At 70.9% G+C, this 21,844-nt stretch carries 20 protein-coding genes, 1 tRNA gene and 1 pseudogene; 18 read left to right on the forward strand and 4 right to left on the reverse strand.

Annotated features, from left to right (window positions below; translation table 11 throughout):
• Positions 1 to 71: 71 nt before the first annotated feature.
• Positions 72 to 989, reverse strand: a complete 918-nt coding sequence (locus ACZ7DE_RS13895; RefSeq protein ID WP_470760734.1) for a quinone oxidoreductase family protein — start codon at positions 987 to 989, stop codon at positions 72 to 74.
• Between the two features lie 83 nt (positions 990 to 1,072).
• On the opposite strand from ACZ7DE_RS13895, the gene ACZ7DE_RS13900 reads away from it, so the two are divergent.
• Positions 1,073 to 1,510 carry a MarR family winged helix-turn-helix transcriptional regulator gene (locus tag ACZ7DE_RS13900; protein WP_470760736.1) on the forward strand — a complete coding sequence of 146 codons (438 nt, stop codon included), beginning with the start codon at positions 1,073 to 1,075 and terminating at the stop codon, positions 1,508 to 1,510.
• Between the two features lie 19 nt (positions 1,511 to 1,529).
• Positions 1,530 to 2,057, forward strand: a complete 528-nt coding sequence (locus ACZ7DE_RS13905) for an isochorismatase family protein (protein WP_470760738.1) — start codon at positions 1,530 to 1,532, stop codon at positions 2,055 to 2,057.
• A 119-nt stretch (positions 2,058 to 2,176) separates the two neighbouring features.
• Here the strand turns inward: ACZ7DE_RS13905 and fdhD are convergent, their stop codons facing one another.
• On the reverse strand, positions 2,177 to 3,025 hold the full coding sequence (gene fdhD / locus ACZ7DE_RS13910) for a formate dehydrogenase accessory sulfurtransferase FdhD (protein ID WP_470760740.1): 849 nt from the start codon (positions 3,023 to 3,025) through the stop codon (positions 2,177 to 2,179).
• Between the two features lie 323 nt (positions 3,026 to 3,348).
• On the opposite strand from fdhD, the gene ACZ7DE_RS13915 reads away from it, so the two are divergent.
• The 10 genes from ACZ7DE_RS13915 to ACZ7DE_RS13960 all read left to right on the forward strand — a co-directional run bounded on the left by ACZ7DE_RS13915 (position 3,349) and on the right by ACZ7DE_RS13960 (position 14,555).
• Positions 3,349 to 4,683, forward strand: coding sequence for an OFA family MFS transporter (locus ACZ7DE_RS13915; RefSeq protein WP_470760741.1), 1,335 nt, complete (start codon positions 3,349 to 3,351; stop codon positions 4,681 to 4,683).
• The gene (locus ACZ7DE_RS13920) at positions 4,649 to 4,786 is read left to right on the forward strand and encodes an MFS transporter small subunit (RefSeq protein WP_470760743.1); all 138 of its coding nucleotides are present in this window, start codon (positions 4,649 to 4,651) and stop codon (positions 4,784 to 4,786) included. The genes ACZ7DE_RS13915 and ACZ7DE_RS13920 overlap by 35 nt, the downstream gene beginning before the upstream one ends.
• A gap of 181 nt (positions 4,787 to 4,967) precedes the next feature.
• A complete protein-coding gene (locus ACZ7DE_RS13925) occupies positions 4,968 to 5,915 on the forward strand; it encodes a beta-ketoacyl-ACP synthase III (protein WP_470760745.1) in 948 nt (315 codons plus the stop codon).
• Positions 5,916 to 6,201: 286 nt separating this feature from the next.
• Positions 6,202 to 6,879: a GntR family transcriptional regulator gene (locus tag ACZ7DE_RS13930; protein WP_470760747.1), complete on the forward strand. Its 678-nt coding sequence runs from the start codon at positions 6,202 to 6,204 to the stop codon at positions 6,877 to 6,879.
• A gap of 184 nt (positions 6,880 to 7,063) precedes the next feature.
• Positions 7,064 to 8,245 carry an ROK family transcriptional regulator gene (locus ACZ7DE_RS13935; protein WP_470760750.1) on the forward strand — a complete coding sequence of 394 codons (1,182 nt, stop codon included), beginning with the start codon at positions 7,064 to 7,066 and terminating at the stop codon, positions 8,243 to 8,245.
• A gap of 317 nt (positions 8,246 to 8,562) precedes the next feature.
• The gene (locus ACZ7DE_RS13940) at positions 8,563 to 10,053 is read left to right on the forward strand and encodes a sugar ABC transporter ATP-binding protein (protein ID WP_470760752.1); all 1,491 of its coding nucleotides are present in this window, start codon (positions 8,563 to 8,565) and stop codon (positions 10,051 to 10,053) included.
• Positions 10,050 to 11,069 carry an ABC transporter permease gene (locus ACZ7DE_RS13945; protein WP_470760754.1) on the forward strand — a complete coding sequence of 340 codons (1,020 nt, stop codon included), beginning with the start codon at positions 10,050 to 10,052 and terminating at the stop codon, positions 11,067 to 11,069. The genes ACZ7DE_RS13940 and ACZ7DE_RS13945 overlap by 4 nt, the downstream gene beginning before the upstream one ends.
• Before the next feature lie 17 nt (positions 11,070 to 11,086).
• On the forward strand, positions 11,087 to 12,148 hold the full coding sequence (locus tag ACZ7DE_RS13950) for a substrate-binding domain-containing protein (RefSeq protein WP_470760756.1): 1,062 nt from the start codon (positions 11,087 to 11,089) through the stop codon (positions 12,146 to 12,148).
• Positions 12,149 to 12,326: 178 nt separating this feature from the next.
• Complete coding sequence (locus ACZ7DE_RS13955; RefSeq protein ID WP_470760758.1) at positions 12,327 to 13,535, forward strand: Gfo/Idh/MocA family protein; 1,209 nt, start codon at positions 12,327 to 12,329, stop codon at positions 13,533 to 13,535.
• A gap of 21 nt (positions 13,536 to 13,556) precedes the next feature.
• Positions 13,557 to 14,555: a sugar phosphate isomerase/epimerase family protein gene (locus ACZ7DE_RS13960; RefSeq protein WP_470760760.1), complete on the forward strand. Its 999-nt coding sequence runs from the start codon at positions 13,557 to 13,559 to the stop codon at positions 14,553 to 14,555.
• Positions 14,556 to 14,778: 223 nt separating this feature from the next.
• On the opposite strand, the gene ACZ7DE_RS13965 is transcribed toward ACZ7DE_RS13960, so the two are convergent.
• Positions 14,779 to 16,035 (reverse strand): OFA family MFS transporter, encoded by a 1,257-nt coding sequence (locus ACZ7DE_RS13965; RefSeq protein ID WP_470761096.1) that lies wholly within the window; start codon positions 16,033 to 16,035, stop codon positions 14,779 to 14,781.
• A pseudogene (locus ACZ7DE_RS13970) lies at positions 16,009 to 16,978 on the reverse strand (thiamine pyrophosphate-binding protein); the annotation flags it as partial. The gene ACZ7DE_RS13965 and the pseudogene ACZ7DE_RS13970, both read right to left, overlap by 27 nt.
• Positions 16,979 to 17,288: 310 nt before the next feature.
• On the opposite strand from ACZ7DE_RS13970, the gene ACZ7DE_RS13975 reads away from it, so the two are divergent.
• The 6 genes from ACZ7DE_RS13975 (at position 17,289) to ACZ7DE_RS14000 (ending at position 21,673) form a co-directional block, all read left to right on the forward strand.
• Positions 17,289 to 17,373: transfer RNA gene (locus tag ACZ7DE_RS13975), tRNA-Leu, on the forward strand.
• A 431-nt stretch (positions 17,374 to 17,804) separates the two neighbouring features.
• Positions 17,805 to 18,977 (forward strand): ATP-binding protein, encoded by a 1,173-nt coding sequence (locus tag ACZ7DE_RS13980; protein ID WP_470761098.1) that lies wholly within the window; start codon positions 17,805 to 17,807, stop codon positions 18,975 to 18,977.
• Entirely contained in the window at positions 18,974 to 19,375 is a 402-nt protein-coding gene (locus tag ACZ7DE_RS13985; protein WP_470760762.1) for a roadblock/LC7 domain-containing protein, read from the forward strand. The genes ACZ7DE_RS13980 and ACZ7DE_RS13985 overlap by 4 nt, the downstream gene beginning before the upstream one ends.
• On the forward strand, positions 19,372 to 19,749 hold the full coding sequence (locus tag ACZ7DE_RS13990) for a DUF742 domain-containing protein (RefSeq protein ID WP_470760764.1): 378 nt from the start codon (positions 19,372 to 19,374) through the stop codon (positions 19,747 to 19,749). Before ACZ7DE_RS13985 ends, ACZ7DE_RS13990 begins: the two co-directional genes overlap by 4 nt.
• Entirely contained in the window at positions 19,724 to 20,317 is a 594-nt protein-coding gene (locus tag ACZ7DE_RS13995) for a GTP-binding protein (RefSeq protein ID WP_470760766.1), read from the forward strand. The genes ACZ7DE_RS13990 and ACZ7DE_RS13995 overlap by 26 nt, the downstream gene beginning before the upstream one ends.
• A 9-nt stretch (positions 20,318 to 20,326) precedes the next feature.
• A complete protein-coding gene (locus ACZ7DE_RS14000; protein WP_470760768.1) occupies positions 20,327 to 21,673 on the forward strand; it encodes a cytochrome P450 in 1,347 nt (448 codons plus the stop codon).
• The last annotated feature ends 171 nt before the right edge of the window (positions 21,674 to 21,844 follow it).

The raw sequence follows: 21,844 nt of genomic DNA on the forward strand, positions 1-21,844 counted from the left end.
GCGCGGTGGTCGGCGCGGTGGTCGGCGCCCGGAGACCGCCTGCGTCGTCGTGTGGCCGGCCTCCGTCCGCGTCACGGCACCAGCACCACCTTCCCCAGATTCCCCCGTGACTCGATCGCCGCGTGCGCCTCGGCGGCGTCCCCCAGGCCGAACCGCCCGTGCACGGCCGGCCTCAGCGCCCCCTGCGCGAAGAGCCGCCACAGTTCCTCGCGCCATCGCCGGTACAGGTCCGGCCTGTCGCGCGTGATCCGGGCCATCTGGAAGCCGATCACGGATGTGGCGCCCACCAGCAGGTCGTACGCCTGGACGGTTCCGCCGCCCGAGCTGTACGCGACGAGCCGCCCGCCCGGCGCGAGGGCCGCGACGGCCGGGGTGAGCAGCTCACCGCCCACCGCGTCCAGGACGTAGTCGGCGGGGGCGCCCCAGTCGTCCGCGTCGTAGGTGACGACGTCGTCGGCGCCCAGCGCGCGCACGAAGCCGGACTTCGCCGGGTCGGAGACGGCGCCCAGCACGCGGGCCGCCCCTCGCGTCCGGGCCAGCTGCACCGCGAGGTGGCCGACCCCGCTCGCCGCGGCGGTGACGAGCGCCGTCTCGCCGGGTTCGGGGCGCGCGGCCGTGAGGGCGCCCAGCGCGACCAGCCCGCTGCGCACCAGGGCGACCGCGTCGACCGGACCGGCGTCGTCGGGGACGGGCGAGGCCATCGTCTCGTGCAGCAGCGCGAAGTCGGCGTACCCGTGGCCGAAGCAGAGGCCCGTCACGCGCTCGCCGACCCGGAATCCGCCGACGCCCGCCCCGACGGCCACCACCTCCCCGGCGATCTCGCCGCCGAGCGGAACCGGTTCCGCGGCCTCGGTGACCTTGCGGACGACGGGCAGGGTCACGCCGATCGCCTCGCACCGCAGCAGGAGCTCTCCCGGCCCCGGCTCGGGGACGGGCGCCTCCTCCAGGAACAGCGGCCCGCCGGGTGACTCGTACCGCACGCGACGCATCGCACCTCCAGAATTCATGGGGAGCCCCAACGGTATCCGTGAATTCATGGGGAGGTCCAACGAATTACGGGTAGGCTGTGACCGTGTCCGAAGCACCCCTTTCCGCGATCCGCTCCCTCCCCAGCTGGCTGCTCGGCCGGGCCGCCGCACGAGGCCGCTCCCTGGTCGCCGACGCCCTCGCCGTCGAGGGCCTCAAGATGTGGCACCACGTCGTGCTCTCCGCCGTACGCGACCTCGCCCCCGTGGCCCAGGCCGACCTCGGCCGCGCCGTCGGCCTGGATCCGAAGGACCTGGTCGGCGTCCTCAACGACCTGCAGTCCGCGGGTCTGGCCGTGCGCGAGCCGGACCCGAACGACCGGCGGAAGAACGCCGTGTCGCTGACCGCACCGGGGGAGCGTCTGCTGCGGAGGTGCGAGAAGGCCGCCCGGGAAGCCAACGACGCGCTGCTCGCCCCGCTCACAGCGGCCGAACGCGATCAGTTCATGGGTTTGTTGGCCCGGATTTCCGGTACGGACCGCTGACGGTGGATAACGTTCCGTCATGACCGCACTCCGCCCGCTCGATCCCGCGCGCACCGCCCTCGTTCTCGTCGATCTGATGGACCGCATCGTCGCGCTGCCCCTCGAACCCCGCAAGGGCACCGAAGTGCTGCTCGTCGCCGAGGAGTTGGCGGCGGCATGCCGCTCGGCCGGTGCTCTCGTCGTCCTCGTCCGCGTCGAACGACCGGGGGTCGCCGAGCAGCCGCCCGGCAGCGGTCTGGTGCAAGGCCTCCTCAGGGAAGGCGACGTGGAGATCGTCAAGCGGACCATCGGCGCCTTCCACGCCACCGGCCTGGATGACCGGCTGCGCGAACGCGGCGTCACCACCCTCCTGTTCGGCGGTATCGCCACCAACCTCGGGGTCGAGTCCACCGCCCGCGCGGCCGGCGACCTCGGCTACGACCTGGTCTTCGTCGAGGACGCGATGGCCGCCCTGACCGGCGCCGAGCACGAGGCGTCGGTGAAGCTGGACTTCCCCCGGCTCGGAACCGTGGCGCGCGCGGCCGACGTGCGCTTCACGACCGGATGACGACGAGGCCGAGGCCGAGGCCGGGGACACAGCCCGGGCGCGGGGCTGAACGGGGCCCAGCGGCGCAGGGGGCGCTCCCCGCCGTTCGGGGCCCCGCCGCCGTGCCGCGGGGGAGCCCGTCAGTCCCGGGCGGCCGCGGCCCGCAGGGCGATGCGGTCCTCACCCGCGTACACGTTCATGGAGCTGCCCCGCAGGAAGCCGACCAGCGTCAGCCCGGTCTCCGCGGCCAGATCCACGGCCAGCGAGGAGGGGGCCGAGACCGCCGCGAGCATCGGGATGCCCGCCATCACGGCCTTCTGCACCAGTTCGAACGAGGCCCGGCCCGAGACCAGCAGAATCGCCCGGGACAACGGCAGGTCGTCGTTCTGCAGAGCCCGGCCGACCAGCTTGTCGACCGCGTTGTGACGGCCCACGTCCTCCCGCACGTCGAGCAGCTCGCCGTCCTCGGAGAACAGGGCCGCCGCGTGGAGTCCCCCGGTACGGTCGAACACCCGCTGGGCCGCGCGCAGCCGGTCGGGAAGGCTCGTGAGCAGCTCGGGCTCGATCCGGAGCGGGGGAGTGTCGGCGACGGGCCAACGGGTCGTCGTACGGACCGCGTCCAGGCTCGCCTTGCCGCACAGACCGCAGGACGAGGTCGTGTAGACGTTCCGCTCCAGGCTGATGTCGGGGATCTCCACGCCGGGGGCCGTGCGCACGTCCACCACGTTGTAGGTGTTGGTCCCGTCGGCGGTCGCGCCCGCGCAGTAGACGATGTTCTGCAGATCGGACGCCGAGGCCAGCACTCCTTCGCTGACCAGGAAACCGACGGCGAGCGCGAAGTCGTCACCGGGCGTGCGCATGGTGATGGCGAGCGGCTTGCCGTTGAGCCGGATCTCCATCGGCTCCTCGGCCACGAGGGTGTCCGGCCTGGCGGTGACCGCCCCCTCCCTGACGCGGATCACCTTGCGGCGTTCGGTGACTCGTCCCATGTCGTGATCAGCCCCGGTTCTGTACGCGCTGGTAGCCGAAGCGGCTCTTGATGCAGCGATTTCATTGTCCTGCACATGGAGCGTGAGACGGCAGCCCACCCCGCGGTGCACGACCCCGAGCTGGGAGGCCGGGCATCGTGCTCGACGGCGATCCGGACGTCGGAACCGCGGCCGCGGCCGAGAAAGGGCTGGGCAGCGGGCTCGCAAGCGGTTGCGGAAGCCGGTCGATCCGACCGTTCGGCGCAGCCCGCATACCGTTCGGCGCATACCGGCGCCGTGCCGCCTTCTCAACTTCCCCTACAGGTTCCTACCGTTCAGGATTCATGAGTCCCCCTGTCGCGCCTCCCGGCTGGAGCCGATGGCTCGTCCCCCCTGCCGCCCTCTCCGTCCACCTCTCCATCGGCCAGGCCTACGCGTGGTCCGTGTTCAAGCCGCCCCTCGAGTCCGCACTCGACCTCAGCGGCACGCAGAGCGCGCTGCCGTTCCAGCTCGCCATCGTCATGCTCGGTCTCTCCGCGGCGTTCGGCGGCACCCTGGTGGAGCGCAACGGGCCGCGGTGGGCGATGACCGTCGCCCTGGTCTGCTTCTCGTCCGGCTTCCTGATCTCCGCGCTCGGCGCCGCCACCGAGCAGTACTGGCTGATCGTCCTCGGCTACGGCTTCGTCGGCGGAATCGGTCTCGGCATCGGTTACATCTCCCCCGTCTCGACACTGATCAAGTGGTTCCCGGACCGCCCCGGTATGGCCACCGGCATCGCCATCATGGGCTTCGGCGGGGGCGCTCTCATCGCCTCCCCCTGGTCGGCCCGGATGCTGGAGTCGTTCGGGTCCGACAGCTCGGGGATCGCACTCGCGTTTCTCGTGCACGGGCTCTCGTACGCGGTGTTCATGACGCTCGGCGTCCTGCTGGTGCGGGTCCCGCGCGGCGAGCAGCCGGCCGCGGGCCGGCCGAGCGCCGTGCGGGGCGTGCAGGTGTCGGCGCGCAGTGCGGTGCGCACCCCGCAGTTCTGGTGCCTGTGGGTCGTGCTCTGCATGAACGTCACCGCCGGCATCGGCATCCTGGAGAAGGCCGCCCCGATGATCGGGGACTTCTTCGCGGACACCGCCACCCCGGTCTCGGTGTCGGCGGCCGCCGGCTTCGTCGCCCTGCTGTCCGCGGCGAACATGGCCGGCCGGATCGGCTGGTCGTCGTCCTCCGACCTCGTCGGACGCAAGAACGTCTACCGGGTCTACCTGGGCGTCGGCGCCCTGATGTACGCCCTGATCGCACTGATCGGCGACTCGTCGAAACCCCTGTTCGTCCTGTGCGCGCTGGTGATCCTCTCCTTCTACGGCGGCGGCTTCGCGACGATCCCCGCCTACCTCAAGGACCTCTTCGGCACGTATCAGGTCGGTGCGATCCACGGCCGGCTGCTCACCGCATGGTCCACGGCCGGCGTGCTCGGCCCGCTCATCGTGAACTGGATCGCCGACCGGCAGGAGGAGGCCGGAAGACACGGCTCGTCCCTCTACACCCTCTCCCTGTTCATCATGATCGGGCTGCTCGCCGTCGGCTTCGTCGCCAACGAACTCGTCCGGCCCGTCCACGCCCGCCACCACGTCCCCGCCCAGAGGGAGGCCGCCGATGCCGAACGACAGCAGCCCGAGTCCGCGGCCTGACCGACGGACGCTGATCGCCTTCGCCTGGCTGTGGGTGGGCGCGCCGCTCGCCTACGGGCTGTACGAACTCGTGCGGAAGGCGACGCAGCTGTTCACCGGGTAGCGGCGGGCGCGGGGCGAACGGCCGACGCGTGGACGTTCGCCCCGCTGCTCGGGCACCCGAGGGTGGGGGGAAGCCGACAACCAGCGAACCGGTTTCCTGTCGCTTCACGCGCCCTCGTACCCGTGAGTCACTGATCAGACTGGTGGATCCCGCTACCCAAGGCAACGAGGGGGACCCACCAATGAACGGCTCGCGCATCGCCGCCGTCGGCCACTACCAGCCCGCCAAGGTGCTCACCAACGAGGACCTGGCGGGCCTGGTCGACACCAGTGACGAGTGGATCAGGAGCCGGGTGGGCATCCGCACGCGCCACATCGCCGGCCCCGACGAGCCCGTGGACGAGCTGGCCGCGCACGCCGCCGCCAAGGCTCTCGCCGCGGCGGGCATGACACCGGACGACATCGACCTGGTGCTGGTCGCGACCTCCACGGCCGTCGACCGCTCGCCCAACATGGCCGCACGGGTCGCGGCCCGCCTCGGCGTCCCGCGGCCGGCCGCGATGGACGTGAACGTGGTCTGCGCCGGTTTCACCCACGGGCTGGCCACCGCCGACCACACGGTCCGCGCCGGCGCCGCGACCCGGGCCCTGGTGATCGGCGCCGACAAGATGTCCGAGGTGACCGACTGGAGCGACCGCACCACGTGCGTCCTCGTCGGCGACGGAGCGGGCGCCGCCGTGATCGAGGCCTGTCCCGACGGTGTCGAGCCCGGCATCGGGCCCGTGCTGTGGGGTTCGGTGCCCGAGATGGGGCACGCGGTGCGCATCGAGGGGCAGCCGGCCCGGTTCGCCCAGGAGGGGCAGAGCGTCTACCGCTGGGCCACGACCCAGCTGCCGCCGCTCGCACGGCAGGCATGCGAGCGGGCGGGTCTCACTCCCGAGGACCTCGCCGCCGTCGTCCTGCACCAGGCGAACCTGCGCATCATCGAACCCCTCGCGCAGAAGATCGGCGCCGTCAACGCCGTGGTCGCGCGTGACGTCACCGAATCCGGCAACACCTCCGCCGCGAGCATCCCGCTCGCCTTCTCGAAGCTCGTCGAGCGGGGCGCCGTCTCCACCGGGGACCCGGTGCTGCTGTTCGGCTTCGGCGGCAATCTGTCGTACGCGGGACAGGTCGTGCGCTGCCCCTGAACGAGAGCGGCACCGGGCGCGGGACTCTTCGCGGGACCGGTGCGCAGGCGGGTCGCCGGGGTGCGGCGCGGGGACGGCCCGCGCCGCCGGGCCACGGCCCGGTGTGAAGCGATCGACCGCCCCCGGCCCTGGTCACGTGCGCCGTGGACTGTAGACGAAAGACAATCGATACTCGGCTGAGGACAGTGCACCGGCGGTGGACCGGCTCCGAACCGCCGAGCACGTCGTTCGACACGTGGCTTTCGGGGTGCAGGCGCCCGGTGTTGCCCAGGAGGGGGACGGACCGATGTTGTCGACAGGACTGCCGCAGGGCGCGGTGCCCAAGCTCGAACGGCCCGGCCCACTGCGCGACCGCGTCTACGAGGCACTGCTCGAACTCATCACCACCCGCGCCCTCCGGCCCGGCCAGCACCTCGTCGAAAGTGAACTCGCCACGCACCTCGGCGTCTCCCGGCAGCCGGTGCGCGAGGCGCTGCAGCGGCTGAACACCGAGGGGTGGGTCGACCTCAGGCCCGCCCAGGGCGCGTTCGTGCACGAGCCGACCGAGGAGGAGGCGGACCAACTCCTCACCGTCCGCACGCTGCTGGAGGCCGAAGCCGCACGGCTCGCCGCCACGCACGCGGACCCGGCGGGCATCGAGGCCCTGGAGGAGATCCTGGCGCTGGGAATGCAGGCCGTGGCCGACGACGACGTGGACGCCGCGGTCGCCCTCAACGCCCGCTTCCACACGAAGGTCATCGAGATGGCGGGCAACGCGGTCCTCGCCGAACTCGCGGCCCAGGTCGACCGTCGCGTGCGGTGGTACTACACGCCGATCGCACGGCAGCGCGGCCACCAGTCCTGGATCGAGCACCGCGACCTGATCGCCGCGATCGCCGCCCACGACGAGCAGTCGGCCACCCGGCTGATGCGTGAGCACACCGAGCACACCCGGCGCTCGTACCACGCCCGCACCGAGTCCTGAGCCCGGCGCAGGCCCGCCCCTCACCGGCGGACGGAATCGTGCGGTAGATCTTTGTCCTGTGAGTGGAGAAAGTCGACGGCAATCCGCGCACAACTTCTTCCCAGGTTCGGCGGCCGCTGCTACGTTCCCCTCGAAAGCCCGGAACCAGCGGCCGAAACAAGGCGGGGAGGGGTCTGTGAGACGCATGACGGCACGGCCCGCGAACGCTCATCAGGCCCGTCTGCTCAAGCTGTTGAGGGACAGCGGCCCCAACTCCCGTGCTCAGCTCGGTGATCGGGTGGACCTGTCCCGTTCCAAGCTGGCCGTGGAGGTCGACCGGCTCCTGGAGACGGGGCTCGTCGTGGCCGACGGACTCGCCGCCTCCCGCGGCGGCCGCCGCTCCCACAACGTCCGCCTCAACCCGGCACTGCGTTTCCTCGGCGTCGACATCGGCGCCACCTCGGTCGACGTCGCCGTCACCAACGCCGAACTGGAAACCCTCGGACATCTCGACCAGCCCCTCGACGTACGTGAGGGACCGGTCGCCGTCTTCGAGCAAGTCCTTTCCCTGGCAGCGAAGTTGAGGGCGGCCGGACTCGCCGAGGGCTTCGACGGCGCCGGCATCGGCGTACCCGGTCCGGTCCGTTTCCCCGAGGGCGTGCCGGTCGCCCCGCCGATCATGCCGGGCTGGGACGGCTTCCCCGTGCGGGAGGCGCTCAGCCAGGAGCTCGGCTGCCCGGTCATGGTCGACAACGACGTGAACCTCATGGCGATGGGGGAGCAGCACGCGGGCGTCGCCCGCACCGTCGCCGACTACCTCTGCGTCAAGATCGGCACCGGTATCGGCTGCGGCATCGTCGTAGGCGGCCAGGTCTACCGCGGGACGACCGGCAGCGCGGGCGACATCGGGCACATCCAGGCCGTGCCCGACGGCCGACTCTGCGCCTGCGGCAACCGGGGCTGTCTGGAAGCCCATTTCAGCGGTGCGGCCCTGGCCCGTGACGCACTGGACGCGGCTCAGCAGGGGCTCTCGGCGGAACTCGCGTCACGCTGGGAGGCGAACGGCGCGCTCACCGCCGTGGACGTGGGCGCGGCGGCCGCCGCCGGTGACGCCGCCTGCCTGGAGCTGATCCGGCAGGGCGGCAACCGGGTCGGCCAGGTCATCGCCGGACTCGTCTCGTTCTTCAACCCGGGCCTGGTGGTGATCGGCGGCGGGGTGACCGGCCTCGGCCACACCCTCCTCGCCGCGATCCGCACCCAGGTGTACCGCCAGTCGCTGCCACTGGCGACCGGCAACCTGCCCATCGTCCTGGGCGAGTTGGGCCCCGCCGCCGGGGTGACCGGCGCGGCCCGGCTGATCAGCGACCACCTGTTCTCACCCGCATAGGCCCGCCATCCGGCAGGGCCCCCGACACGTCCCCGGCACGTCCCTCACTGACACGATTCACCAGCACAGCGCCCTGTCCCGTCATGCCCTCTCCCGTCCTGCCCTGCACCGCCTCGCACCGCACTGCCTCGCACCGCACTGCCTCGCACCGCCCTGCTGTCTCGTGGCCTGTTCTGTCGTGGCCTGATCTGCGCCGATCCTCCCTGCGCCGATCCGCTCTGCATCACTCCGCTCCGAGAACGACGACCCGTCCGCCCTGACTCCGGCCCGCACGCCCGCCGAGGGGAACCCACATGGCGTCACCACCGTTGCTCAGCATGTCCGGCATCACCAAGTCCTTCCCCGGCGTACGGGCGCTGGACGGCGTCGACCTCGACGTCCAAGCCGGCGAAGTGCACTGTCTGCTCGGCCAGAACGGTGCCGGGAAGTCCACCCTCATCAAGGTGCTGGCCGGCGCCCACCAGCCCGACACGGGCAGCATCCGCTGGCGCGGCGAGGACGTCACGCTCCGCTCCCCGATCGCCGCCATGCGCCTCGGCATCGCCACGATCTACCAGGAACTCGACCTGGTGGAGCACCTGTCCGTGGCGGAGAACGTCCACCTCGGCCATGAACCCACGGCCGCCGGGTTCGTCGTACGGGGCAAGGCGGCGCGAGCTTCAACTGCCGTTCTGCTGAAGCGACTTGGGCACCCTGAGATCGATCCCGGGCGTCTGGTGGGCGAGCTGTCGGCCGCGCAGCGGCAGATCGTGTCCATGGCGCGGGCGCTCTCGCACGACGTCCGGCTCATCGTGATGGACGAACCGTCCGCCGCCCTCGACCCCGACGAGGTCGACAACCTGTTCCGGATCGTGGGCGACCTCACGGCCGACGGAGTCGCGGTCGTCCACATCTCCCACCGGCTGGAGGAGATCCGCCGCATCGGCGACCGCGTCACCGTGCTCAAGGACGGCCGGGCCGTCGCCGTCGGACTGCCCGCCGAATCGACCCCGACCCGCGAGGTCGTGGCGTTGATGACCGGCCGCAACGTCGAGTACGCCTTCCCCGGACGGCCCGCCTTGGCGCCCGAGCAGGATCCGGTCCTCCAGGTCGAAGGGCTCACCCGGGAGGGCGAGTTCGCACCTCTCGACCTGTGCGTCCGCCCCGGTGAGATCGTGGGGCTGGCCGGACTCGTCGGCTCGGGCCGCTCGGAGATCCTCGAGACGATCTACGGCGCCCGCAGGCCCACCGCCGGGCGGGTCCTGGTCGGCGGACGCGCCCTGCGCCCCGGCAGCGTCCGCGCCGCCGTCCGTGCCGGAGTCGGGCTGGCCCCCGAGGAGCGCAAGGCGCAGGCGCTGCTGATGCTGGAGTCGGTCACCCGAAACGTCTCCGTCTCCTCCCTGTCCCGTTTCTCGCGCGCCGGTTGGATCGACCGGCGCGCCGAACACGGCGCCGCGCGGACCGCGACCCGTGAACTGTCGCTGCGGCCGGACGACCCCGACGTCGCGGTGCGCACCCTGTCCGGCGGCAACCAGCAGAAAGCCGTACTGGCCCGCTGGCTGCTGCGGGGCTGCCGGGTGCTGCTGCTCGACGAACCCACCCGTGGAGTCGACGTCGGCGCCCGCGCCGAGCTCTACGCGGTCGTGCGCCGGCTGGCGGACGAAGGGCTCGCCGTACTCCTGGTCTCCAGCGAGGTCCCCGAGGTGCTCGGCCTCGCCGACCGTGTCCTGGTGCTGCGGGAGGGCCGTGTCGTGCACACCGCGCCCGCCCGCGAGCTGGACGAACACCGCGTACTCGACCTCGTCATGGAAGGAAGCCCGGCGTCATGACGCAGCCCGCCTCCCCGCCCGGGGACAGCGCCGACAAGGTGCCGTCGACGCACGAGGCCCCGGCGTGGCGGTCCCTGGTGTTCCGCGCCGACGTGCGCACCCTCTCCCTGCTCGGTGTGCTCGCCGCCCTGATCGTCATCGGCGGCGTCACCAAGCCCGACGAGTTCCTCGACACCCGCAACCTCCAACTCGTCCTCACCCAGGCCTCGGTGATCGGAGTCGTCACCGTCGGCATGACCTTCGTCATCACCTCCGGCGGCATCGACCTGTCCGTCGGCGCGATCGTCGCCCTCGCCTCGGTGTGGGCGACCACCGTCGCCACCCAGGAGTACGGCTTCGCGGGCATCCTCTTCACCGCGGTGCTCGTCGGCGTGGGCTGCGGCCTGGTCAACGGAGTGCTGATCGCGTACGGCGGGATGGTCCCCTTCATCGCCACCCTCGCCATGCTCGCCTCCGCCCGCGGACTCGCGTTGCAGATCACCGACGGACGCACCCAGATCGTCACCGTCGGCGGCATCCTCGACCTCGGCGAGCGCGACTCCTACGTTCTCGGCGTGCCGCCCCTGGTCATGGTGTTCGCGGTCGTGACGATCATCGGCTGGCTCGTGCTGAACCGCACCACCTTCGGACGCCGCACGGTCGCCGTCGGCGGCAACGCGGAGGCCGCCCGGCTCGCCGGCATCGACGTCCGCCGTCAGCGGCTCTGCCTCTACCTGCTGTCCGGCCTGTGCTGCGGCATCGCCGCCTTCCTGCTGATCATCCTCTCCGGCTCCGGCCAGAACACCAACGGCAACCTCTACGAACTGGACGCCATCGCCGCCGCGATCATCGGCGGCACGCTGCTCACCGGGGGGCGCGGCACCATCACCGGCTCCGTGCTCGGCGTACTGATCTTCACCACGATCACCGACATCTTCGCGCTGAACAACCTGCAGAGCGACGTCCAGCAGATCGCCAAGGGCGCGATCATCGTCGCCGCCGTGCTGGTCCAACGCCGTACCGCGAGCACGACCTGAGGAAAGGGTTCACCGCCATGCCAGAGCCGACGCCCGTCACGAGCCGCTTCACCAGTCGCAGAGGGATTCTCTTCGGAGCCGCCGCCGTATCCGCCGGCGCCTTCCTCGCGGGTTGCACCAGCAACGACGCCCAGGACGAGGAACCGGCCGCGAACGACCGGCCCGCCGCCGACGACAAGCCGGGCAGGAAGGTCACCATCGGCTTCGCCGGACCGCAGGCCGACCACGGCTGGCTCAACGCCATCAACGACAACGCCCAGAGCCGCGCGAAGAAGTACTCGGACGTCACCCTGGAGATCACCGAGGGCTCGAACGACACCGCCCAGCAGATCGGCCAGATCGAGACCCTCATCAACAAGAAGGTCGACGTCCTGGTCGTACTGCCGGCCGACGGCAAGGCCCTCACCCAGGTCGGTCTGAAGGCGATGCGGGCGGGCATTCCCGTCGTCAACCTCGACCGGATCTTCAACACCCCTCAGGCGTACCGCTGTTGGATCGGCGGCGACAACTACGGCATGGGGCTCAACGCGGGCCACTACATCGGGCAGAAGCTCAAGGGCACGTCCGGCGCCCGTGTGATCGAGCTGGCCGGCCTGGACAACCTGGAGCTCACCAAGCAGCGCACCCAGGGCTTCGACGACGCCCTCAGGAACTACCCCAACGTCAAGAAGGTCGCCCGCCAGGCAGCCGAGTTCACCGTGGAGTCGGGTCAGGCCAAGATGGCCCAACTCCTGCAGGCGCAGTCCAGGTTCGACGCGCTGTGGAACCACGACGACGACCAGGGGGTGGGTGCGCTCCGGGCCATCGAGCAGGCCGGGCGCGACGACTTCCTGATGGTCGGCGGGGCGGGGGCGCTGGCCGCGTTCCAGGCGATCAAGCAGGACGACGGCGTGCTGAAGGCAACCGTTCTCTACCCGCCCACCATGGCCGCCTCCGCCATCGACCTCGCCCGCGCCCTCGGCCAGGGCAAGGGGGTCGGCGGCCTCGCCGAGTACGAGATCCCCGCCTCGATCACGCTGTATTCGGCCGTCGTCGACAAGACCAACGTCGATCAGTACATGTCCACCGGCTTCAAGTAGGGGGCCCTGTCGGACGGGAGACCGGCGTCAGCCGTCCGCCGCCGAAGCCGGGGCCCGGCCTGCGTCGCCGGCTCGGGCCGGAACCGGCGGGCGCGGCGCAGGCCCGCCGGGCGTTCCCGTCCCCTGCCTCGGACGGCGATCCACCCCCACCGTGCACCACGACGAGGAGGACAACCGTATGGAACAGCCGCAGCAGTCAGCAGGGCCGGAGGCCGGCAAGCCGCCGCTCCGTGTGGGGATGGTCGGTCCCGGTTTCATGGGTGCGGCCCACTCCCAGGGCTGGCGCACCGTGGGCCGTGTCTTCGACCTGCCTCGCCGCCCGGTCCTCGCCGTGATCTGCGGCCGTGACGCCTCCGCCGTGCGCGCGGCGGCCGACCGGCACGGCTGGGCGGCGACCGAGACGGACTGGCGTGCCCTGGTCGGCCGGGACGACGTCGACCTCGTCGACATCTGCACCCCCGGCGACTCGCACGCGGAGATCGCCGTGGCGGCCCTGGCGGCGGGCAAGCACGTTCTGTGCGAGAAGCCCCTCGCCAACACCGTCGAGGAGGCCGAGGCCATGGCTCGCGCCGCCGAAACGGCCTACACGTCGGGCCGGTTGGCGATGGCGGGTTTCAACTATCGCCGTGTCCCGGCCACCGCCCTGGCCCGGCGGATGGTCGCCGAGCACAGGCTGGGCACGCTGCGACACGTCCGGGTGATCTACCTGCAGGACTGGCTGGTGGACCCGGAGTTCCCGCTGACCTGGCGGCTGCGCAGGGAACGGGCGGGCTCCGGCGCGCTCGGCGACCTGGGCGCGCACATCGTCGACCTCGCGCAGTACCTGGCGGGGGAGCGGCTCGCCGGGGTCTCCGCCCTCACCGAGACCTTCGTGCGACGCCGGCCGCTGCCCGTCGGCGCGACGAGCGGCCTGAGCTCCACGTCCACCGCCGGCGCCGGCGCGGTCACCGTCGACGACGCCGCCCTGTTCACCGGCCGCTTCGCCTCCGGCGCGCTCGCCTCCTTCGAGGCGACCCGCTTCGCCACGGGACGCAAGAACGCCCTGCGGATCGAACTCAACGGCGACCGCGGCTCGTTGGCCTTCGACCTGGAGCGCCTGAACGAACTCTGGTTCCACGACGCCACCGAACCCGGCACGCACGCCGGCTTCCGCCGCATCCTCGTCACCGAACCCGACCATCCCTACCTCGACGCCTGGTGGCCGCCGGGGCACGGCCTGGGATACGAGCACACCTTCGTCCACCAGGCCCGCGACCTGGTCCACGCCCTGGCCGAGGGCCGCCGGCCCGAACCCTCCTTCGCCGACGGACTGCAGGTGCAGCGCGTCCTGGCCGCGGTCGAGGAGAGCGCCGAGAAGAACTCCGTGTACACCCCGATAGCGCACTGAGGACCGAGGAGGGCCTGGAGCATGCCGCGTACGTTCACACTCTTCACCGGCCAGTGGGCGGACCTGCCCCTGGAGGAGGTCTGCCGCCTCGCCCGCGACTTCGGCTACGACGGCCTCGAACTGGCCTGCTGGGGCGACCACTTCGAGGTCGACAAGGCGCTCACGGACCCGGGCTACGTGAAGTCCCGCCGACAGCTCCTCGACACCTACGGTCTGAAGTGCTGGGCCGTCTCCAACCACCTGGTGGGGCAGGCGGTCTGCGACGCCGTCATCGACGAGCGCCACCGTGCCATTCTGCCCGCCCGCGTCTGGGGCGACGGCGAGCCGGAGGGCGTCCGGCGACGGGCCGCGGCCGAGATCGCCGACACCGCGAGGGCCGCGGCCGCCTTCGGCGTCGACACCGTGATCGGCTTCACGGGCTCCGCGATCTGGCACCTGGTCGCCATGTTCCCGCCCGCGTCCGAGGCGATGATCGCGCGCGGATACGAGGACTTCGCCGTGCGCTGGAACCCGATCCTCGACGTCTTCGACGCGCAGGGCGTGCGGTTCGCGCACGAGGTCCACCCCGGCGAGATCGCCTACGACTACTGGACGACCGTGAGCGCGCTGGAGGCGGTCGACCGGCGACCGGCCTTCGGGCTCAACTTCGACCCCAGCCACTTCGTGTGGCAGGACCTCGACCCGGTCGGCTTCCTGTGGGACTTCCGCGACCGCGTCTACCACGTGGACTGCAAGGAGGCCCGCAGGCGTCTCGACGGCCGCAACGGCCGCCTCGGCTCCCACCTGCCGTGGGGCGACCCCCGTCGTGGCTGGGACTTCGTCTCAGCCGGTCACGGTGACGTCCCCTGGGAGGACGTCTTCCGCATGCTGCGCTCCATCGACTACCGGGGCCCGGTCTCCGTGGAATGGGAGGACGCGGGAATGGACCGGCTCCAGGGCGCCCCCGAGGCACTGACCCGCCTCAGGGCCTACGACTTCGAGCCGCCGTCGGCCTCGTTCGACGCGGCGTTCGGCCACTGAACGCGCACGGCCCGGACGGACGCGCCGAGTGCGCTCAGGCGCGTGGGGAGGCCGCCCCCCTGGTTCCCGGGGGTCGGCCCCTCCACGCGCGCGTGTCTCGTCGTCCGGCCGCCGGAGGTCTCGCCGACGCCGCGGACGCGGCGGCGCGCGTCCGTCACTTCGCGGCAGGAGCGGGATGCGGTCGGCGGACGCGCCGTGCGTCACGAGGGGATCCGCTGTCCTGTCAGGCCGATTCCTCGCCGAGCGGCTGGGGGTTGGGGACGATCCTGCGACGCCTGCGCGGCCGCCCCGGGGATTTCAGGAAGAGCGCCGGCACCGCGGACGCCAGGCCGACGGAGCCGGCCAGGACGAACGCGCCCTCGTAGTCCCACGCCCCGACCACGATCGAGCCGACGCCGGAGCCCACCGGGCCCGGGACGAGCTTGGAGCTGTAGACCATGCCGTAGTCGCCGGCGTTGTTGTTCTCGCCGAAGTAGTCCGCCGTCATCGCGGCGAACAGCGGGAAGATCGCGCCGCCGCCGAAGCCGGAGACCATGGAGCACAACAGGAAGAACGGCATGCTGCCCATCCGGCCGGACGCCAGCACCCCGAACTGGGCCGTACCGAGGACGAGGCAGACGACGACCAGGGTGCGGCGGCGGCCGTAACGGTCGGAGACCCAGCCGATGACGCCGCGGCCGGTGCCGTTGACGATCGCCTTCAGGGACATCGCCGTGGCCACGATCCCGCCCGCGAAGCCCATGTCCTTGCCGAACGGCACCTGGAAGGCGATGCCGAAGATGTTGATCCCCGCCGTGCACAGCAGGCAGAACCACATCATCCACAGGACGGGGGTGCGGGCGGCCTCCTTCGGGGTGTACTGCCTCACCGCCGACGGGTTCTTCTCCAGGGCGCGGCGGATCTTCGGGTCGTCGGTGACCCTCAGCGGGTCGACGTGCGCCGGCCACCAGTTCTTCGGCGGGTCCCGGAAGAACCGTCCGGCGAATGCCACGACGGCGCAGCAGACGAGCCCCACCGAGACCAGCACGCCCCTGTGGTTGCCCAGGTCCATGTACGACGTGAACAGGAACACGAAGGGCACCGAGCCGTAGGCGAAACCGCCGTTGACCATGCCGGTCTTGCCGCCCTTGCGCTCCGGATACCACTTGCCCACCATGTTCACGCAGGTCGCGTAGACCAGCCCGGCGCCGATGCCGCTGCACACGCCGAAGCCGAGGTAGGCGACGACGACGTACGGCGCGTACGCCAGGGACAGGTAGCCGAGGACCGTGCCCAGTGCGCCGAGCATCATCGCCTGCCGCGCGGGCGGCCTGCCGCTCTCCCGCAGCTGCCCCGCGGGGAAGGCGACGGCCGCCTGGAAGAACACCCAGACGCCCATCAGCCAGAAGATGTGCCCACTGCTCCACAGGTGGGCCTCGTGCAGTGTGTCCTCGGCCGACGTGAACGCGTACTCCGAGGAGCTGATCCCCAGCATGCCCATCCAGACGAGCGTTTCGAAGTCCCAGCCGGTGAGCGAGAACGCGCCGTCGCCGAAGAGAGCGACGACCTCCTTGTCGGGCCGCGCCTGCTTGGCCGCGAGCACGAAGGGCACGCCGACGCCGAGGGTGCCCAGCGGGCCCGGGTCCATCCAGTGGCCCGGTGACTTGGGCTGCACGACCTGACCGGAGAACGTGACGATGTCGCCGCCGTCGCCGATGTAGATCGAGTCCTCGGTGAGGAAGTCGTTGATCTCGCTGACCAGGCGGTAGGGGGGGGATGGGCGAGGCGTCCGACCTCAGGCTCGGCAGCCGCTTCTCGATCGCCGACTGCTCGGCGGCGCGCAGCTCGTCCAGCCACTCCTTGCGCCTGGACGCCCCGCCGTCGAGGCGCCCGGAGGCGGCCGCGGTCACCGACGTCAGCACCAGGCCCGCGTCGCCGACGATTCCGAGGTCGATGTCGCGGTTCCTGCCGACCGTGCGGTAGTCGTGGTCGACCTGGACGACGGTCGCGTCCGGCGACAGCCGCCTGCCGTAGCCCATGCGGAAGTCGAAGGGCGTGCCGACGATCACGATGACGTCGGCGTTGGCGAAGGCGTGGCGGCGGGAGAGCTGGAAGTGGTGGGGGTCGCCGGGAGGCAGGGTGCCGCGGCCGGCGCCGTTCATGTAGGCCGGGACGTTCAGGGTGCGCACCAGCTCGACGGCGGCCTCGGTGCCCCGGGTCGTCCAGACCTGGCTGCCCAGCAGGACGGCCGGCTTCTGGGCGTGCACCAGCAGGTCGGCGAGGTTTTCGACGGCCTCGGGGTCGCCGGCCGAACGGGTCGAGGCACGGTAGGCGCCCGGTCTCGGCACACGGGCCCTCACCGCCGCCACCTTGGCGTCGAGGACGTCGCGCGGGATCTCCAGGAAGGAGGGGCCGGGCGCGCCGTGGAAGCACTCGCGGAAGGCCTCCCGATGACTTCGGCTGGCGGCTTGCGCAGGCCGACGTGGGCCGTGCCGAACTTCCGGGAATGCCCGCTGGCGCCCTGACCGCACGCCGGGGTCGCCGGACCGCCCGCTGCCTCCGCGCGCATGTGACGAGCCGGCGTCGACCTTCGCGCACCCCGTGGGGTGAACGTGCGATCACCCCACGTGAGACGCGTGCGTCGGCGCCCCGGCACCCGCCCGGCCAGCGGATATGCAGGTGAAACGCACTCCGAAAGCTTGGTATTGTTGTCCATGTCGCCGCGGGGAGCACTCGCGCGGCGGCAGACACCTGGTCCGGGTGGCGGAATGGCAGACGCGCTAGCTTGAGGTGCTAGTGCCCTTTATCGGGCGTGGGGGTTCAAGTCCCCCCTCGGACACTCTCACCCTCCGTGTCGAGCGGATCCCGCTCGGTGATCGATTGATCCCCGCATTCGGCGTTGCGCCGAGTGCGGGTTTTTTGTTGCCTCCGTCTCGCTTGTCGCCCGAATGTCGCGGAAGCCCGTTTATCGGTTGTCCCGGGGCGCTGTTCCGATCCCCGGTGTCGCGGTCATCTGCAGGTCGTCCGCGAGACGCTCGCCGATACGGTTGACGGACCGTCAATGTTCACCTCTGCGCCCAAATTGGCGGTCTGTGGCTGCTTCTTGTGGTGATACGATCACGCTCGCTTGTAGAGCGGGCGGATGGGTGCAAGACGACATCTCCGACTACGGGGACAGTCCGGGCGGTCACCCCGGTGCGGGCGGTCCGCCGGTCCACCCGCATTGACGGGAATTCAGCAACTGGCCGTCAGTCGCCTGAAGAGAGTCTTATGACTGATTACATACAGAACCCGGTACTCTGGGCTCTCCTCGTCGCCGTACTCGTCGCCGTCGCCCTCATTGTTCGCCAGCGTAGGGCGGCGCGGACGTTAAGGCAGGAGTTCGCAGATCTCCGGGCTCGTCACACCGAGCTCGAGAACGGGTACGCGAAATCCGTCGAGGCAGCTCAGGAAAGAGCCGAAGAGGCTACGAAAACGGTCCTCAAGTCCGCTATGCGGACGCTCCAGGGCCTCGCCGCGGAACAGCAGTTGATCGTTTCCCGGCTGCAGAACAAATACGGCGAGTCGGTGATCCTCCAGGACCTCCTGGAGATCGACCACACGAACTCTCAGTTCGGTCGCCGCGCCCAGTCCATCGCCGTGCTCTGCGACGGCTGGCTGGGACGTCAGCGTGATGTCGCGTCCGTCTACGACGTGGTCCGCAGCGCGCAGGGCAGGGTCCGTCACTACCGACGGGTGGAGATTCTCTCGCAGGTCGACTTCGGCATCACCAGCCGGGCCGTCGAACCAGTGGCACTGGCCCTCGCGGAACTCCTCGACAACGCCACGAGCTATTCCAGCCCGGACACCGTTGTCGAAATCAACATTCGTACCGTTCCCAAGGGCATCTGCATCGTCGTGGACGACGCCGGTGTCGGCATGAACGACGAAGAGCGCGCCCGCGCCGAAAGGCTTCTGTCGAGTGACCGGGTCTCGGGTGTTTCCGCACTCGGAAACCCGCCGCAGTTCGGCTTCGCGGTGATCGGCGTGCTCAGCGAGCGCTTCGGTTTCGAGGTGTCCGTGGACTCCACCTCCCCTTACGGAGGCGTCCGGGCGGTCCTCCTCCTGCCGCACGACCTGCTCACCAACGCGCCCGAGCAGAAGGAGCCGGCTCCGGTCGCCCCCGCTGCCCAGGCCGCCCCCACCGGCGGGGGCCCCGAGAACGCGCTGCCCGTGACCACCACCGCCGACGGCCTGCCCAGGCGGCGCCGCAAGCGGCCGATGGCCATCGTGCCCGGCAGTGCGTCGAACGCCCCAGGCCCGTCGCGTTCGGGCGCCGAGACGGCGGCGATCATGGGCGCCTTCCAGCGCGGCACCCGGTCGGGCCGGGCCACGCAGACGGACCCCGCGGAACAGTCGAGCAGCACCCGTGGTGCAAGCAGCGAAGGGCATGAGTTCTCGTGAACGACGACCTGTCATGGATGCTTGACAGCGCCCTGGAGATTCCCGGGGCCCTGCACGCCGTCCTGATCTCAGCCGACGGCCTGCTGATGGCGCGAACGCAGGACTTCGGCAAGGACGACGCGGACCGGGTGGCCGCCGCGATGAGCGGCGTGCAGTCGCTCAGTCGCTCACTCGCCTTCTTCTGCGAGGACGTCACCCAGAAGTGGCGGCAGACGCTGGTCGAGTTCGACGGGGGCTGGGTCTTCCTGATCTCCGCGGGCGAGGGCGCCTACCTCGGAGTCTCCGCGTCGCCGGACGTCGACATGGCGGACATCACCTTCCGGATGCAACAGCTCGTCGGCCAGCTCGGCAAGGCGCTGACCACGCCGCCGCGCGAGAACCTCGGCGTGCGGTCATGACCGGATTCGGCGAACTGGAGCCGCAGAGCGCGGAGTTAGTGCGCCCGTACGTCATCACCAAGGGACGGGGGCTGCCCGACGAGGAGCAGCTCTCCCTGATCACCTTGGTCACGGCGGCCGCCGACCACCAGCAGCGGCCCACCCGTCTGTCCCCCGAGGAACAGAACCTGTTGGAGCTGTGCGAGGCGGGCTACCTCTCGGTCGCCGAGATCGCCGGACACACCCAACTGCCCCTGGGCGTGGTGAAGATCCTCCTCGCCGCCCTCACCGAAGGCGGATACCTCATCACCCGCCCACCGGTGCAGCGGGCGCCCCTCGCCGACCGGGACATTCTGGAGGAGGTGCTGAATGGTCTCAGGGCCAAGTTTGGATGAACAGGCGTACGTCCGAGGCGGCGCGACGCAGACGGCGGTGAAGATCCTCGTCGTGGGCCACTTCGCGGTCGGCAAGACGACGTTCATCGGGGCGATCTCCGAGATCGAGCCGCTGTCCACCGAGGAGACGATGACGCGCGCCGCCGAGTCGGTCGACGACCTCAAGGGAGTCCAGGGCAAGACCACCACCACGGTCGCCATGGACTTCGGCCGGCTGACCATCAGCGACCGCGTCGTGCTCTACCTGTTCGGAACGCCGGGCCAGCAGCGTTTCGTGCAGATGTGGGAGGACATGGCACGCGGCGCGCTCGGCGCGCTGGTGCTCGTCGATCCCGAGCGGCTCGCGGACTCCTTCGCCGTGATCGATCTGATCGAACAGTACGGACTCGACTACGCGATCGCCGTCAACCACTTCGACGGCTCGCCGCTGCGCGACGAGCTGGCCCTGCGCGAGGCGCTGGACCTGCTCGACGACACTCCCGTCGTCACCTGCGACGCACGGGACGAGAAGTCGTCGGCCGATGCCCTCATCACGCTCGTCCGCCACCTGCAGGACCGTGCCCACTAGGGAGCAGAAATGGACCAACCCACCGCACCCGTGCCCCCGCCCGGGTGCCCGGCGCACCAGACCGGCGGCCGAGTGCCGCTGCACGGAGTGGAGTTCGCGGCCGACCCCCAGGCCTACTACTCCTACCTGCGCCACTACGGGCCCACCGCGCCCGTCGAGCTCGCCCCGGGAGTCGAGGCCACCCTCGTCACCGACTACGCCACCGCTCTGCAACTCCTGCAGGACTCGGGCTCGTTCCGCAAGGACGCGCGCCGCTGGCGCGACCTCAACGAAGGCCGGATTCCCCCGGACAGCCCGGTCGCACCCCTGTTGGCGTACCGGCCCAACGCCATGTTCAGCGACGGCGCCGAGCATCTGAGGCTGCGTCAGGCCATCACCGACAGCATGGCCCGCGTCGACCCGCGCAGGCTGAGCCAGAGCACCGAGCAGGTCTCCAACTACCTGATCTCGCAGTTCGGTTCGCGCGGCTCGGCCGACCTGCTCGGCGACTACGCCAAGCAGCTGCCGCTGTTCGTGTTCAACGAACTCTTCGGCTGCACGGCCGACATCGGCGACCGCGTCGTGTTCGGCATCACCGGCATGTTCGACGGGGTGAACGCCGAGCAGGCGGTGGGGGTGATGTTCGGGGCCATCGGCGAGCTGGTGGCGCTCAAGCGGTCCAAGCCCGGCGACGACGTCCCCTCGTGGCTGATGGAGCATCAGGCCAAGCTCACCGACGAGGAACTGGTCCACCAGATCGCCCTGCTGCTGGTGGCGGGCAACGAGCCGCTGCGCAACCTGATAGGCAACACCCTGCACCGCCTGCTCACCCACGACGCGTACGCCAACCAGGGCGGTCTGATCGACGAGGCGATCGACGACACGCTGTGGGAGAACCCGCCCATGCAGAACCTCGCCCCGCACTACCCGGCCTCCGACATGGAGTTCGCCGGACAGAAGCTGCACGCCGGCGATCTGGTGCTGGTCAGCTTCGCCGCGGCCAACACCGGCCCCGCGCTGACCGCCGCGCGCAAGGCCGGCAGCAACCGCGCCCACCTCGCCTGGAGCGCCGGCCCGCACGCGTGCCCGTCCAAGGAGCCCGCCCGGCAGATCACCGTGACGGCCATCGAGAACCTGCTCAACAGGCTCCCGGACGTCGAGCTCGCCGTGCCGACCGAGAGCCTGACCTGGCGGCCCGGCCCCTTCAACCGGGGACTCACCGTGCTGCCCGCCAAGTTCACCCCGGTCCGGACGGCGCCCCGGCCCGCTCCTCAGTCCCGCACCGAGGCGTCACCGCGCCCCGAGCAGGCCGCGACGCGCAGCAGGGGTGAACGCGGGGGCATGTGGAGCCAGTTCCTCAACTGGCTGACGAGGTGATTCACACAACACCCGCCAACTCTGCACGACTGCATGACGATTCAACCTCAGGGGTAGTGAGGAACGCGGCATTCCGTGTTGCTCACGAGACAGAGGAGGTGTCGTGGACCACATATCCGCCGACGCCGTTTTCATACGACGCCCCGTCGTCATGCACCCCCGGATACCCGC

This window comes from Streptomyces sp. NPDC037083 (genome assembly GCF_055606485.1).